The 13,866-nt window shown below is 60.7% G+C and carries 12 protein-coding genes; 10 read left to right on the top strand and 2 right to left on the bottom strand.

The features are described 5' to 3' along the window. Positions 1–7: 7 nt before the first annotated feature. From AC07RO_RS16195 to AC07RO_RS16155, 9 genes are all read left to right on the top strand, one after another. Entirely contained in the window at positions 8–1,525 is a 1,518-nt protein-coding gene (locus AC07RO_RS16195; protein WP_495086543.1) for a sigma-54 interaction domain-containing protein, read from the top strand. Positions 1,526–1,603: 78 nt separating this feature from the next. Beyond that, on the top strand, positions 1,604–1,744 hold the full coding sequence (locus AC07RO_RS16190) for a type VI secretion protein (RefSeq protein ID WP_495009479.1): 141 nt from the start codon (positions 1,604–1,606) through the stop codon (positions 1,742–1,744). A gap of 17 nt (positions 1,745–1,761) precedes the next feature. Continuing rightward, positions 1,762–2,967: a type VI secretion system-associated FHA domain protein TagH gene (gene tagH, locus AC07RO_RS16185; protein WP_495086542.1), complete on the top strand. Its 1,206-nt coding sequence runs from the start codon at positions 1,762–1,764 to the stop codon at positions 2,965–2,967. A 5-nt stretch (positions 2,968–2,972) separates the two neighbouring features. Further along, positions 2,973–3,479, top strand: a complete 507-nt coding sequence (tssJ, locus tag AC07RO_RS16180) for a type VI secretion system lipoprotein TssJ (protein WP_495086541.1) — start codon at positions 2,973–2,975, stop codon at positions 3,477–3,479. Next, on the top strand, positions 3,476–4,807 hold the full coding sequence (gene tssK, locus AC07RO_RS16175) for a type VI secretion system baseplate subunit TssK (protein WP_192172610.1): 1,332 nt from the start codon (positions 3,476–3,478) through the stop codon (positions 4,805–4,807). The genes tssJ and tssK overlap by 4 nt, the downstream gene beginning before the upstream one ends. Before the next feature lie 5 nt (positions 4,808–4,812). Continuing rightward, the gene (icmH, locus tag AC07RO_RS16170; protein WP_495086540.1) at positions 4,813–5,724 is read left to right on the top strand and encodes a type IVB secretion system protein IcmH/DotU; all 912 of its coding nucleotides are present in this window, start codon (positions 4,813–4,815) and stop codon (positions 5,722–5,724) included. Positions 5,725–5,737: 13 nt separating this feature from the next. Further along, a complete protein-coding gene (tssM, locus tag AC07RO_RS16165; RefSeq protein ID WP_495086539.1) occupies positions 5,738–9,265 on the top strand; it encodes a type VI secretion system membrane subunit TssM in 3,528 nt (1,175 codons plus the stop codon). Then, positions 9,265–9,993 carry a PP2C family protein-serine/threonine phosphatase gene (locus tag AC07RO_RS16160; RefSeq protein ID WP_282368361.1) on the top strand — a complete coding sequence of 243 codons (729 nt, stop codon included), beginning with the start codon at positions 9,265–9,267 and terminating at the stop codon, positions 9,991–9,993. The genes tssM and AC07RO_RS16160 overlap by 1 nt, the downstream gene beginning before the upstream one ends. Next, on the top strand, positions 9,990–11,012 hold the full coding sequence (locus AC07RO_RS16155) for a serine/threonine-protein kinase (protein ID WP_192172614.1): 1,023 nt from the start codon (positions 9,990–9,992) through the stop codon (positions 11,010–11,012). Before AC07RO_RS16160 ends, AC07RO_RS16155 begins: the two co-directional genes overlap by 4 nt. Positions 11,013–11,217: 205 nt before the next feature. Here AC07RO_RS16155 and AC07RO_RS16150 read toward each other — a convergent pair whose 3' ends face one another. Both AC07RO_RS16150 and AC07RO_RS16145 read right to left on the bottom strand, forming a co-directional pair. After that, entirely contained in the window at positions 11,218–11,622 is a 405-nt protein-coding gene (locus tag AC07RO_RS16150) for a type II toxin-antitoxin system HicB family antitoxin (RefSeq protein ID WP_192173477.1), read from the bottom strand. Between the two features lie 20 nt (positions 11,623–11,642). Then, on the bottom strand, positions 11,643–11,840 hold the full coding sequence (locus AC07RO_RS16145) for a type II toxin-antitoxin system HicA family toxin (protein ID WP_495086538.1): 198 nt from the start codon (positions 11,838–11,840) through the stop codon (positions 11,643–11,645). Positions 11,841–12,476: 636 nt separating this feature from the next. Here AC07RO_RS16145 and AC07RO_RS16140 point away from each other — a divergent pair. Beyond that, on the top strand, positions 12,477–13,835 hold the full coding sequence (locus tag AC07RO_RS16140) for an MFS transporter (RefSeq protein WP_346625794.1): 1,359 nt from the start codon (positions 12,477–12,479) through the stop codon (positions 13,833–13,835). Positions 13,836–13,866 lie beyond the last annotated feature (31 nt).

Here is a 13,866-nt window from a genome sequence, read left to right as displayed (position 1 = left end):
GGGCGCTATGTTCATTCAGGTGCCGCAACCGCTGGCCTATGCGGAAGCGTTTCTGGAGCAATTCGCCCGGCTTGCACGCGCAGCGGACGATGCCGCGCTGCTGAGCGGGCTCGTGCTCGGACTCGGCGAGTTGAGCGGGTGCGAGCTGACTCAGCTTTATCTGCTGGACGCGACCCATACGTGTCTGGGCATGACTGCCGAGTGCCTTGAGGGCAGCGTGCAACCCCGTGAGGCTCAGAGCCTGCCAACCGATTACAACGGTGAGCAACTGCTGCAGTTTGCGCTGTGCCAAAACCGCGTTGTGTGCCTCGTCGATTTGCCGGGCAGCCTGCACGAAACCCGTTTCCTGCCGCCCGGAGCGAAGCCTTGGCAGTCCCTGCTGTGTGTGCCCATCGTCAGTGATCAACAGGCGGTGGAAGGCTTGCTCGTCTGCGCGAGCAGTCGACACCTGGAGCTGCAGGCTTTTGCCGACTCCCTTGGTCGACTGGGCACGTTCGTGCTGCATCAATTGCAGCTGCTTCAGCGCTTGAGACGACGTACCGATGATTCACCACCCGTGCGCGTCAGTGTTCCAAGCATCAGCGCCTATGGGTTGATCGGCAAAAGCGCGCCCATGCGCCACACCTGTTCGATGATCAGTAAAGTCCTGCACAGCCCGTATACCGTTTTACTGCGCGGAGAAACGGGCACCGGCAAGGAAGTGGTGGCACGTGCCATCCACGACTACGGTCCGCGTCGCTCGCAGCCCTTCATCGTGCAGAACTGCGCGGCACTCCCTGAAAGCCTGCTGGAAAGCGAGTTGTTCGGTTATAGCAAGGGGGCCTTCACCGGCGCTCTGCGTAATCGCGCCGGACTGTTCGATGCAGCCAACGGCGGGACCCTGTTGCTCGATGAAGTCGGCGACATGCCGCTGTCGCTGCAGGCCAAGCTGCTGCGCGTGCTGCAGGAGGGAGAGATACGCCCGCTGGGCTCCAATGACACGCACAAGATAGACGTGCGAATCCTGGCAGCGAGCCACCGGGATCTGTTGGCCATGGTCAGCGAAGGCACCTTTCGCGAGGACCTCTACTACCGCCTCTCGCAATTCCCCATCGAGCTGCCCGCTCTTCGCCAGCGAGGCGATGACATCGTCGATCTCGCCCGGCATTTCGCCGACAAGGCCTGCGCATTTCTGCAACGGGATGCTCTGTGCTGGTCTGACGCGGCGCTCGATCACTTGTCCGGGTACGCCTTTCCCGGAAACGTTCGCGAGCTCAAGGGGCTGGTCGAACGTGCTGTTCTGCTGTGCGAAGGAGGCCAATTGCTTCCCGAACATTTCACCCTCCGCGCGGATGCTGCCCCTGGTGCTGCCCGCCTGAATCTGCGCGAACGCCTTGAGCAGGTCGAACGCGGCCTGCTGCTCGATTGCCTGCGTAAAAACGAAGGGAATCAGAGCCTGTCCGCCCGAGAGCTTGGGCTGCCCAGGCGAACGCTGCTGTACCGCCTTGGCCGCCTCAATATCAATTTGGGTGAAATCAATGCGTAGGCACGAACGATTTTTTTCCCGCTCGCTTTCCCTCGCGCCAACCGACGGCGCCCTGTGCTCACCTCTGGAGATCCCCTGATGTTCGCTCGTCACCGGCAAGCTGCTCTGCTGACCCTTGTTCTTCTCTGTGGCGTCTCGGGCTGCAGCGGCAATTACAAATTCAACGACAACACCTATCGCCCGCTGGGTGATCCGCAGGCAGCCAACCGCGGTAACTGACCACAAGGAGCACCACCGTGGAACTGGTTTTCGAAATGCTGAGCACCCGGCAGTTTGTGCCTGCGGAGCAATGCCAAAAGACCTTCAGGCAGGCGGGCGGCGTGATCGGACGGGCGGTGGACTGCGATTGGGTCATTCCCGACCGCAGCCGGCACGTGTCCCACCACCACATCACGATCAGCTACCGCGATGGCAGCTTTTATCTCACCGATACCAGCAGCAATGGCGTGCTGAGTGGGGAGAGCAGGGTGCGTCTGCCCAAGGGGCAACCTGTTCGCATCGAGCATGGCAGTCTGTATGTAATGGGCGATTTCGAGCTGCGTGCCCGATTGATGCGTGAGCCGACCTCGTTTGACGGTGACGTGGGTCGCACTTGTGCAGCCGGCAGCATCATCCCGGACGACTCTTTTCTGGACCTCGACCCGCTGAGCGCGCTCGACCAGCAGGAACGCGTCCACTCGGACATCGACGAACTGATTTCGCCAGCTGCCGCCATCAAGGACGGTCCACAGCGTGCGGACTATGCCCGGGTGGACATGGAAAGCCTGCGCGTGCCAGAGCTGGTCGAAGATCCTGCAGCACACCCCGCTCCAGCACCCGCGCCAGCCGCTGTTGAGACCAAACGCCAGACCGATGATTTCTGGACCCGGTTTTCCGACGCGCTGGGTCTCGAATTCGACGATCTTGATCAGGCTGCCCGGGAGGCGCTGGCGATCAATGCCGGCCGTCTGCTCAGGCAGTGCGTCGGCGGTCTCCAGCAGCACCTGCAAACGCGCAGCGAGTTGAAAAATGAATTGCGCCTGTCGCAGACCACCGTGCAGGGCGCCCAGCGCAACCCGCTGAAATCAGCGGTCGATGCGGGCGAAGCCCTGTCGGCGTTGTTGCGACCTGGTAAACCCGGGCAACTGCCCGCCGAGCTGGCGGTAAGCCGAGCCTTCCATGACGTGCAGGCGCATCAGGTCGCCTTGCTGGCCGCCTGTCGCGCGACAACGCGCGCCACGCTGGAGCATTTTTCACCGGAGCAACTCACCCTGCGATTCGAGCGCGACAACCCGCCACTGCTCGCGACCTCCGGCAGTCGCTGGAGAGCCTATGGCCGCTATCACCAGGCGTTGCGTCAGGACAATGACTGGAGCGAACGCCTGCTGGCGCGAGATTTCGCCCAAGCCTATGAAGAGCAGATTCGTCTGATTTCCACCCTCCACACTGATCATCAGGGATGAAGCGCATGTTTCGCCGTACAACTTTCTTCCTACACGCGCTGACCGCGTTGATTGCCGTGCTCATCCTTGCAGGTTGCTCGACGCTGTCGCCGTATTCACACCTCACCAAACTCAACCTCAGGCTCACGGCCAGTGATCAGCTGAACCCCGATCTGAATGGTCGTCCTTCACCGATCGTGGTCCGCCTGTACGAGCTCAAACACGCGGTGGCATTCGAGAACGCTGATTTTTTCAGCCTGTATGAGCGGGCCAGAGAGTCCCTGGCTCCGGACATGGTCGCCACCGAGGAGCTTGAGCTGCGTCCGGGCGAAACGGTCGAGCTCAAGCTCAGTGTGCAGAAGGGCAGTCGCTATGTCGGCGTAGTTGCGGCGTACCGCGACCTGTCACAAGCCTCGTGGCGCTCCACGCTTCACCTCCCGCCGCGAACCGCCACCGAAGTCGATCTGACCCTTGATGAAAGCGGCATTCGGACTTCACCTGAAGCGCTTGCCGAGGCAGTTGACCAGCCATGAATACGCACAAAGTCATCTGGCAGGAGGGCATGCTGCTACGTCCTCAGCATTTCCAGCACAACGACCGGTATTACGACCACCAGCTGAAAATCCGTACTCGGTTAATGGGTGGCTACGCCTGGGGATTCCTGGCGCTGGAGATCGATCTGCAGTTTCTGAACATGGGGAAACTGGTGATCAGTCAGGCGTCGGGCATCCTGCCTGACGGCAGCGTGTTCGAGTTGGGCGGCAACACGCAGTCGCTGGCCCTCGACATACCGCCCAATACCGTCAACACGCCTGTTTATCTGGCGTTGCCGCTGGTCACCGGCAATCACGTGGAAGCCAGGCGACCGGAGCAGTCCGATGTGCTGGCGCGTTATACCGCGTATGAAACGCAAGTCGCCGATTCAAATGCAGGTGATGACGCGATCTGTCAGGTGAGCTGCGGCCGTCCCGACTTCAGATTGCTCTTGGGCGAAGAGCAGAGCGACCACGCTTACGTCAAGCTGAAGATCTGCACCGTGCTCGACACAACCCCTGACGGCGTGGTCAGTCTCGCCCCGGATTTCGTACCGACTTACCTTCAGTCCCATGCTTCCGCCTATCTGCTGTCGTGCCTGAAGGAAGTCATCAGCATGCTCAGCCATCGGGGCGACAGCATTGCCGAGCGTATCCGCTCCAGCGGCACGGTCGCCAGCGCGGAAATGGGCGACTTCATGATGCTTCAGCTGATCAATCGTGCCGAACTGCTGCTTCGTCACTACCTGGGTCTGGAGCACGTGCATCCGGAAGAACTCTACCGCGCGTTGCTGACCCTGCTGGGCGATCTGGCGACCTTCTCGAGTGACAGCAAGCGGCCGCGTCTGGACAGCCGCTACCGGCACAGCGATCAAGGGGAAAGCTTTCGCAGATTGGTGGAAGCGCTTCGGCAGATGCTGTCGATGGTGCTGGAGCAACACGCCATCGAGCTGGTGCTACAGCCGCGTCAATACGGCATCACCGTCTCGCCGCTGCACGATCGCACGTTGCTGGGTTCGGCCTCCTTTGTATTGGCGGCGAGTGCCAATTGCGATTCCGAGGAACTGCGTCATCGTCTGCCCGCGCATTTCAAGGTTGCACCGGTGGAACGTATCCGCCAGTTGGTGAACCTGCACTTGCCCGGCATCAAGCTCACCCCGTTACCGGTGGCGCCGCGGCAAATCGCGTTTCATTCGAAGAAAACCTACTTCGTCCTTGAACTCAGCTCCGAAGACCTGGCGCAGCTGGAGCGCTCCGGCGGATTCGCGTTCCACGTGTCCGGTGAGTTTGCCGAGCTTGAACTCAACTTCTGGGCCATCAGGAATTGAACGCCATGATCAGGGATAGCGATTATCAACAGGACGACAAAACCGTCCTGGTCACTCGACAGGGTCACGGCCCGGCGTCGAAGCCGATGACGGATTCCACGCCGCCGCCGCGCTTCGAACAACTGGAAGAACGCATGATCTACGCCGCGCGCCTGCGACCGGCGCAGACGTTCAATGTCGGCATGAACCCGCTTGTGGCAGCTGCATCGGAGCTGTTGTCCGAGGTTGTACGGCTCAGAAGCGGTGACATTCCTCACGATATGGCCGCGCTGCATGAGCACCTGACCCACGTGCTGAAATCGTTTGAAGCGCGAGCGCTGCACAACGGTGCCGAGAGCAGCCAGGTCGCGGGCGCCCGCTATGTGCTCTGCACTGTTCTGGATGAGGCCGTGGTAACGAGCGGCCAGGGCAACGAAAGCGAGTGGTCGCAGATGAGCCTGCTGAGCAGGTTTCACCAGGAAACCTTCGGTGGGGAAAAGTTTTTCCAGCTGCTGGATCGACTCACGAAAAACCCGGTGAAGCATCTGTCGATGCTGGAGCTGATGTACCTGTGCTTGTCTCTGGGTTTCGAGGGCCGCTACCGGGTGCAGACCCGTGGGGTGCAGGAGCTCGAGAACATTCGCGACGCGGTTTACCGGCAGGTTCGCCAGCTGCGCGGTGAAGCGCCTCGCGAGCTGTCGCCCCATTGGGAAGGCCTGAACCAACAGCGCCGCAGCCTGGTCCGCATCGTGCCCGGCTGGATGGTGGTGGGCTTCACCCTGGTGTGTCTGATCGTGATGTATTCGGGCTTCGCCTGGGTGCTGGGCGAGCACCGCAAGGCCGTCCTTCAACCTTATCAGCTGTTCGATCAGCCTGCCGCTCACCCGCAATCCCAGCGGCAAGCGCAATTACAGCCGCAGCCGCATCCGCAGCCGTAAACAGAGACGTGTGATGAAAAACTTTTTCAAGAAAACCGGCGCGCTTCTGCGTCAGACGTGGGTGTGGACGCTCCTGCTGGTGTTGCTCGTGGCGCTGATGGTCTGGTTCGTCGGGCCGCTCCTGGCGGTTGACGACCGAAAGTTCTGGGAGGGTTCAAGCGCCCGGCTGTTGACCATCAGTTCGCTGTTCCTGCTCTGGGGCCTTGCCATGGTGTATGTCAGCTGGCGTGCCGGAGAGCGCAAGAAAGCGGTCGAGGACAGCGAAGACGGTCAGGCGCGCCTCTTGCGCGACGATCAGATCGACGAGGAGCAGGCTGAACTGACGACGCGTTTCAAGGACGCGCTGAAAACGCAGAAGACCTCAAGCCTGTATCGCGGCCGCAGCGAACACTGGCGCACCGAGCTGCCGTGGTACCTGCTGATCGGACCCGAGGGCAGCGGCAAGACCAGCCTGCTGGAGTTTTCAGGGCTCGAGTTTCCGCTCAACACAGTCGGGCGCAAACTTACCCGCGACACCCGAGGCACTCGCCACAGTGACTGGTATTTTGCCAACAATGCCGTGCTCCTCGACACCCCAGGCCGTTACCTGACCCAGCCGAACGCCGACATCGACCGCAGCGCCTGGTGCACGCTGCTTGATCTGCTGCGCAAATATCGCCGCAACCGCCCTCTGAACGGCGTACTCGTCACGCTCCCTGTCGACACGCTCCTCCACGGCAGTGATCCTGAACTGGAGACCCTCGCGGGACAGGTGCGTGCGCAGTTACAGGAGGTGAATCAGAAGCTCCATGTCGAGGTGCCTGTCTATCTTGTGTTGAGCAAGGCCGACAGCCTTCCGGGCTTCGACGCGTTTTTCGATCAACTGACCCGGGAGGAAAGTGATCAGGTCCTCGGCACCACCTTCAAGAACGGGCAGAGCGGCACTGACGCCGCCATGCTGCGCAACGAATTCGGCGAACTGCTGGTTCGGCTCAACAGTCAGGTGATCACCCGCATCCATCAAGAGCGTGATACCTCGCGCCGTGGCGGCATTCTCGACTTACCCCATCAACTCAGCGGAATCGGCGAGCGCGTGTGCGTGTTTGTGGAACTGGCGTTCACGGGCAATCGCTACCAGTTGGCGAGCCAGTTGCGCGGTTTCTATCTCACCAGCGCGCCAGGCTTTGAACAGGACATGCACTCGCCCGCTGTCGGCAGGGGTGCCAGTCCCGGGATGAGCACAGAAACGCTGCCGACACTGGGGAGGGGCCGATCGCGTTTCATCAATCACCTGCTCAGCAGAGTCATCTTCCCCGAGGCTGACATTGCGGGCCTGGACATGCGCGAGCGCCGCCGTATCCATTGGGCTCAGCGCGCGCTATACGCAGGCGCACTGGCGTCACTCGCGCTGTTCGGCAGCCTTTGGGCCGTGAGTTTTTCCGGCAACTATGAACGTCTGGACAGCCTGGGCGCCCTTGCCAGAACCTGGGCCGAGCAGCGGTCGGCGACCGCGGTCCAGGATGACCTTTTCGCAGCGCTGAAAGTGCTGGACAGCGGCTATGCGGCGACCCGGGTTTTCCCTGGCAAAGAGGATGTCGGTTACCAAACGCGCGGCGGCCTTTATCAAGGCCAAGCGGTCAATCCGGTGGTCGAAAGCGCTTACGATCGCGAGCTTGAACGGCTGCTCTTGCCTCAGGTAGCGACGATGCTGGAGAGGCAGATTGCCGCGAGCCTTGACGATCGCGAGGGGCTCCTCAAAAGCCTGCGTGCCTATCTGATGCTGGGCATGAAAGACCGGCGGGATGCGGCGTGGCTCAAGGAGCAGGTCGCCGCTGTCTGGTCCGAGCTGTACCCCGGGGACGCCGCTGCGCAAAACGGTTTGAACGCCCACTTCGAACGGTTGCTGACGCTGCCGTTTGTCCATGACCTCAATGAACAGCGCGTGGTGCAGGCCCGGCAGGTGCTGCGTGGTGAGTCGCTGGCGAACGTCGTCTACCGGATGCTGCGCGAGCAGGCGGCGACCTTGCCGGATTACAGTCTCGACCAGCATCTCGGGCCGCAGGCAGCGCTGTTCGTCGGCACCGATTATGTGATTCCGGGGTTTTACACCCGGCAGGGCTACGAGCAGTATTTTTCGGTGCACGGCTCCCGGGTGGTGACCGATATCCTGCGGGACAATTGGGTGCTGGGCGAAGGCTCCGGTCTCAGCGACATGGATATGCGGCGCTTGATGGTTGAACTGGAGCAGCTTTATTTCCGTGATTACGCTGATTACTGGGGCGAGGCGGTGAGCGTGGTCGAGCTGCCCGGGCCCTACGATTTTGCCGACAGTGCCGAGCAACTGGCTGGCCTGACGTCGGCCCATTCGCCGGTCATCAATCTGCTCAGGGAAGTACGGGAGAACACTCGTTTCACACCTTTAGCCGAGGCACTGACAAACGCCGTCGATGCCACTGCGCAGTTGCCGGATAAGGGTGGCAAAGCCGGCAAACTGGCGGTCGCTGCGTCAAGCAAAGCTTCCGAAACGTTGAGTGCATCCGTCCCGGACACCGCACGCAAATCACTGCAAAACCGGTTCGATCCGCTGCACCGCCTGCTCGACGAAAAAGACGGCCCGACGGCGGACCTGATACCTGTTCTGGCGGTGCTCAATGAGCTGCAACTGCAGATGGCGAGTCTGGGCAGGGCCAGCTCGCCGGAGCAGGCTGCGTTCGACATGGCCAAGTCACGCATGGGCGGACAGCGGGATGCGCTGGGCACTTTGCGTGCGGCATCCAGTCGCCTGCCGCGTCCGGTGGGCGCGTGGTTCAACACCTTGGCCGAAGACGCGTGGCGGCTGGTGCTTCGCGATGCCTATCAACACGTGAACCAGCACTACCAGAGCGAGGTGTACAGTTTTTACGCCAAGGCGATCAGCAAGCGTTATCCGTTCAGCGCTGACAGTGCCAGCGATGTCGCACTCAGTGATTTTCGCGAGTTCTTCAAGGTTCAGGGCGTTACAGACCGCTTCTTCGACGGATTCCTGCGTCCGTTCGTGAGTGGCGAGAAAGGCAGTTATCGTCTGCGCAGTATCGACGGGCAAAGCCTGCCGATCTCCCGGGCGTATCTTGATCAGATGACCGCCGCTCGAGTCATCCGACAGGGGTTCTTCGCCGACAACCCGGCCGAGCCTCAGGTGCAGTTCAAACTTGAGCCCCATACCCTGGACTCTTCTGTCAGTCGGTCCGAATTCAAGCTGGGTGACAAGACCCTTGAATACCGCCACGGTCCGATTGTCCCGGTGTCATTCAAATGGCCCACCGATGCGCAGGCCGGTCGAACCAGTCTGGTGCTCGACAGAATGGTTGGCCGACCCCTGGGTATCGAAGAAAGCTCAGGGCCGTGGTCGCTGTTCCGTCTGCTGGATTCAATGCAACGGGAGGAGCTGACCGGTCGCGACGTGCTGGTACTGAAGGCCGATGTCGGTGGTCTGCGTGCCAGCTACCTGTTGACGAGCCAGCGTTCGCCCAACCCTTTCGACATGAGCGTGCTGCGCAGCTTCCGCATGCCGGCACAACTCTGATGGCGATCGCCGGCCAGTGGCGCAGCGCTGCGCGGACCCACAGCGGCAAGGTCCGGGCGCGCAATGAAGATGCGTTTCTGGAGTGTCCCGAGAGGGGACTGTGGGTGGTTGCCGATGGCATGGGCGGCCATCAGGGAGGCGATATCGCCAGCCAGATGATCGTCGCCAGTCTGGCGGAGCTGCCGGTGCGCGATCACTTCGATGACAGGCTTATCGGCGTTAGGCAGTGCCTGCACTGGCTGAACCGGCGGCTGGGCCAGGAGCTGACCGTCCGTGCAGGCCGACAGGACAGCATCATCGGCAGCACGGTGGTCGCACTTCTGATGGAGGAAAGCCGGGCGGCCTGTGTCTGGGCGGGTGACAGCCGCTGCTATTTGTGGCGCGGCCAGCGGCTGTATCAGCTGTCCCGGGACCATTCCCTGCAACAGCAACTGATCGACGAGCGACAGATGAATGCTCGCCAGGCCTGCGCCTACCCGGGAGCGCACGCTTTGACCCGAGCGGTGGGCGCTGCCGAGCAACTGACGCTGGAGGTGCTGGAGCTTGAGGTGTTTCCGGGCGATGCGTTCCTGCTGTGCAGCGACGGTTTGTATCAGGGGTTGAGTAGCGATGCGCTGGGTCACGCATTGAATCACGTTCAGCCGGAAACAGCGCTCAAGCGCCTGTTCGATGACGCCTTGCGCGGCGCTGCCCGGGATAACCTGACGGCTGTGGTGATTCGCGGATGACTGATCCCCTGCAAATAGATCCCGATGGACAGGCGCCGGCTGCTCCCGCCGGCGATGACCCGCCCGTAGACCTCACCTACTTCGCCTTCGCCCGGTCTCAAAAACCTGAAACGGCTCGGGTATGCATCTCGGCAGGGATGAGCGCAATGCCCGTTGTCCTGGCAAGTCGTTACCGCATCGAACGCCTGCTTGGTGCCGGCGGCATGGGAGCGGTTTACCGTGCGCGCGATCTGCTGGCCGAGCAGTACGGAGATCCCGATCCTTACGTCGCGCTCAAAGTCCTCAACGAAGACTTCGCCGAGTCGCCGGACGCCAGCGCAGTGCTCTACAGCGAGTTCCGCCTGACCCGATACCTGCGGCATGACAACGTGCTGCGTGTGCACGGGTTTCATGTCGACACCTCGTGCGCGCGGGCTTTCATCACCATGGAGCTCATGCGAGGCCTGACGCTGGACAAAATGCTCTGTGAGCGGCCGCTGGGACTGCCATGGAAAGAGCTGCGCGAGATCGTTCTGCCGTTGCTGGACGCACTGGCATTCGCCCACGCTCGCGGCGTGGTTCACGGTGATATCAAACCCAGCAACATCATGCTCAGTGAAGAGGGCGTGCGCCTGTTCGACTTCGGTCTTGGCAGGGCCGAGGAGGGCGTATTACCCGGCTTGCCGCATTTGAGTCGCGAGCGTTTCAATGCCTGGACCCCGGGCTACGCTGCCCCTGAAGTGCTTGAGCACCAACAACTCTCGACAAATGCTGACGTCTACGCGGTGGCGTGTGTGATCTACGAACTGGCAAGCGGCAGACACCCCTTCCGGCATCTACCTTCGAATCAGGCCCGTGATCAGCACCTGGAAGCCGGGTTGAAACCGCCACGCCACTTACCCAGGCATGGTTGGCCTGCTTTGCGAACCGCGCTCGCTTTTGACGCCGATGCCCGCAGAATAACGGCCGGGCAGATGCGTGACGCTTTCACCAACCCCTCGTCTTGGGGGTGGTGCAGGAAAATCCGCCCATCTCGGTGAGGCCATCAGTTGTGGGGTGCGAGATCGGACGCCTTCCCGGCTAAAGCCGGTCCTACACTGGGCACGATGCTTTGTAGTGGGACCGGCTTCAGCCGGGAAGAGGCCGGTGTGGACTCCATCAGTTTGCGGTGTGACGCACCTGAGGCCTTCCCGGCTAAAGCCGGTCCCACCCGGTGCGCGTGGTATTGCTGCGGTCACTTTCTATTCAAACCCGCCCGAGTTTTTCCAGCGCCGCATCCGCCAAAAACGAAGAGCGGCTTTTGACGTTGTGGTCGCGAACATAACGGTCGATGCGCTGTATGACAAACCCCGGCAAGGTGACATTGACCTTCTCGGTCTTGCCCAGATAAGGGGTGATGTCGATCTCGATCATGCCCCAACCCATGTTTGCGTAATCGTCATTATCATGATGCGCTCGAGCCGATGATGGCATCGGCACGGCGTGACCGTCGGCAACCCGTTCTTCAAGACAAATATGGGCAATTTCGACCGCGGCGTTGTAAGCGTCTTCGAACGTGTCGCCAGCCGTCACCGCGCCGGGAATGTCCGGAATCTGTATGCCGACAGCCGTCGTCTCGTCGCCCCATTCGATGGCGATGGGATATTGCATGGTGTGCTCCTGCGCTAGGATCAAGTGGGTGCCAGAGGTAATAGACATGCCCGCCTCCTGATGCTTTTGATCGTTCCTATGGGAAGGTCCTTCTTCGGATGCGGGACCGGGATGGAGTTGGGGCTGCACGGATGTGTGTAAACGTGATGGCTGCCTCTGATTCGAGCCAAGGTCCAGCCCGCGGCCTCTAACGCTGCAATTAATTCCCTGCTTTTCACCAGCAGCTCCCTGTGAAGTGTGGGGCGGATGGTGAAAGTCGTTCGATGTTAGATCAAGGAGGAAGATGTATCTAGAGTTATGAATAATAGAAAAGGGCAGTCCTCTTCAGGTGTCACGACGCCGAGGAGAGCACGGCGGATTCGGTCTGAACAGGTGGCCAGCGATGGGCTGACAGGCAAATATGATCAGCATTTCGCTGGCCGCCCGCTCGACAGCGGCTGCATAAAGGGCAGCGGTGTTCTGACGAAACATCGCCGCGATGAGCGGAATAGAGCCATCCTGCAAAAAAAGATGCAGTTATTTTCATACGCAATTTGCAACACCCGACCGCCCAGTCCCTCTACCCCTCAGACGACACAACCGGGCACGTTGTCGCACCCACGGCAGCCCGGCTCGGTTGTGCTTAATCGATTCATCTGGCATAAAAAGCGGGCTTCGGGCTCGAAAATCTAGAAAAAACATAGATTAATGGGTCGACGATAGCTGCTGTCACGTCTGACCCCCGCGCGCTACCCATCAAGCCAGTTTGCTCGCTGCCCGAAGCGGAAATCTGTGCCACCCATCTGCCTTTCAACCTCATCGAGGCCATTCATTCGGCGCGACCAAACGCCGTGCAGCAAACAAGGAACGGAAAATTGAGCGATCAATCCACTCCGAACACTCCACTCTCACGATTCTGCGAAAAAGTCGGAATTCCCTATCCCATGTTCTGGGGCTTTGTCGGCCTGTTGATCTTCATGATCGGCGATGGCGTAGAACTCGGATACCTCTCGCCCTTCCTCAGTGAACGCGGCATGCCTGGCGACGAAATCGCCATGATCTTCACCCTCTACGGTGTAACGGTCGGGATTTCCTCCTGGCTCGCCGGCGCGCTCTCCAATATCTGGGGCCCGAAACGGGTGATGTTCCTGGGATTGGTCATCTGGAGCGTGTTTGAAGTGCTCTTCCTGATCTACGGATTGCAGGAACTGAGCTACTCGATGATTCTCCTGACCTACGGCCTGCGCGGCTTCGGTTATCCATTGTTCGCTTATGGCTTTCTGGTGTGGATCGCAGCGTCAACGCCGTCCCGCAAAATGGGCATGGCCGTGGGCTGGTTCTGGGTGGCTTACGCTGCGGGCCTGCCGATGCTGGGTTCTCTGGTGGCGAGCGCCGCTATCCCGCTGATCGGCGCATTGCAGACCTTCTGGTTGTCCTTTGCTCTGGTGGTCATCGGCGGCGCGATTGGTCTGATCGGGATGCGTGAGGCCCACGGCATGCGTCGACTGGCGCCCGAGGGTGAGCGGCCGATGGTGTCGATGGCGAAGAACATCACCATCATGTGGACGCGTCCGAAAGTCTCGCTGGCCGCCCTCGTCCGGGTGATCAACACCTCGTCGATGTTCGGTTTTCTGGTGGTCATGCCCGGGTTCTTCATGCACACCGTCGGCTTCACCCTGGAAGAGTGGCTACGCCTGCTGACCATCGTCTTCGTGTTCAACATCATCGGTAATCTGAGCTCAAGCGTGATCAGCACCAAGATCGGCTATCGCAACACGATCCTGTGGTTTGGCGCGGTGGGGAGCACGATCAGCACGCCGTTGTTCTTTTTTATGCCCCAGGCGTTTCCCCACGATTTCCTGATCGCTTCGATCTTCGGTGCCTTTTACGGCCTGACCCTGGCGTGTTTCGTCCCGCTGTCGGCACTCGCCCCCGCGTTGGCGCCGAATAACAAAGCCGCCGCGCTGTCGGTGCTAAGCCTGGGGGCAGGGGCGTCCACATGGGTGGGCCCGGCGGTGGTCGCGATTTTCAATGAAAGCTACGGCGTTGAAGGGGTGGTCTGGGCATTCTGCGGCCTTTACGCACTGAGCGCCGTGCTGACCGCCTTCCTGAAAGATCCGGAGCCCGTGCATGACCCGATCCTTATCAAGATCAAACGCCGGATCAAAGTGTTTGCGCCGCGTATGGATTACCGTTGGGCCCATGCCGAAGACCCGAACAAAGACGTAAGCTGATTCCGGTGCTCGCGCGGCGTGACAGTCATGA

The organism is Pseudomonas sp. GW821-FHT07F05 (assembly GCF_059418765.1).
The sequence above is the reverse complement of the archived record's forward strand: the minus strand, read 5'-3'. Positions and strand labels throughout refer to the sequence as shown.